This window comes from Paraburkholderia sp. J41 (assembly GCF_905220235.1).
Classification (GTDB): domain Bacteria; phylum Pseudomonadota; class Gammaproteobacteria; order Burkholderiales; family Burkholderiaceae; genus Paraburkholderia.
Map to the genome: position 1 here is coordinate 1 of NZ_CAJMZE010000086.1, position 1220 is coordinate 1220.

The following is a 1220-nucleotide window of genomic DNA, read 5'->3' on the forward strand; positions in this document are numbered from 1 at the left end:
GGCAATCACGCGCAGGGCGTCGCGCTTTCGGCCGCCCGGCTGGGCGTGAAGGCGGTGATCTGCGTGCCCGTCACCACGCCCCAGTTGAAGGTCGATGCCGTGCGCGCCCACGGCGGCGCGACCGTCGAGGTCGTGCAGGCCGGCGAATCCTACAGCGACGCCTACGCGCACGCCGTACGACTTCAGGAAGAACGCGGTTTGACTTTCGTGCATCCCTTCGACGATCCCGACGTGATCGCCGGACAAGGCACCGTCGCGATGGAAGTGCTGAGCCAGCATCAGGCCCCCATACACGCGATCTTCGTGCCGATCGGCGGCGGCGGACTGGCGGCCGGCGTCGCGGCCTACGTGAAGGCGGTGCGCCCCGACATCAAGGTGATCGGCGTGCAGACCGACGATTCGTGCGCGATGGCGCAGTCGATGAAGGCCGGCGAGCGCGTGGAGCTGAGCGAAGTCGGCCTCTTTTCCGACGGCACGGCCGTGAAGCTCGTGGGCGCGGAAACCTTCCGGCTCTGCCGGCAGTATCTCGACGACGTGCTCACCGTCGACACCGACGCGCTGTGCGCCGCCATCAAGGACGTCTTTCAGGACACGCGCAGCGTGCTCGAACCGGCGGGCGCGCTGGCCGTGGCGGGCGCGAAGCAGTACGCGGAACGCGCGGGCATCGAAGGCCAGACGCTCGTCGCCATCACCTCGGGCGCGAACATGAACTTCGACCGCATGCGTTTCGTCGCGGAGCGCGCCGAAGTGGGCGAGGCGCGCGAGGCCGTGTTCGCCGTGACGATTCCCGAGGAGCGCGGCAGCTTCAGGCGCTTCTGCGAACTCGTCGGCACGCGCAGCGTCACCGAATTCAACTACCGCATCGACGACGCCGAGCGCGCGCACATTTTCGTCGGCGTGCAGATCCGCAACCGCGGCGAGTCGCAGGAGATCGCGCAAACGTTCGTGGCGCACGGTTTTCCGACCGTCGATCTCACCGGCGACGAGCTTTCCAAGCAGCATATCCGCTACATGGTCGGCGGGCGCTCGCCGCTCGCGCACGACGAACGTCTGTTCCGCTTTGCGTTTCCCGAGCGGCCGGGCGCGCTCATGCGCTTTCTTTCGTCGATGGCGCCGAACTGGAACATCAGCCTGTTCCACTACCGCAACCAGGGCGCCGATTACAGCTCGATTCTCGTCGGCATTCAGGTGCCCGCCGCCGAAGACGCCGAGTTCCGCCG

At 67.5% G+C, this 1220-nt stretch carries 1 protein-coding gene; it reads left to right on the plus strand.

Translation table 11 applies throughout. The features are described 5' to 3' along the window. On the plus strand, positions 1 to 1220 hold a 1220-nt coding region (gene ilvA, locus U5805_RS31520; protein WP_322107398.1), incomplete at both ends, for a threonine ammonia-lyase, biosynthetic.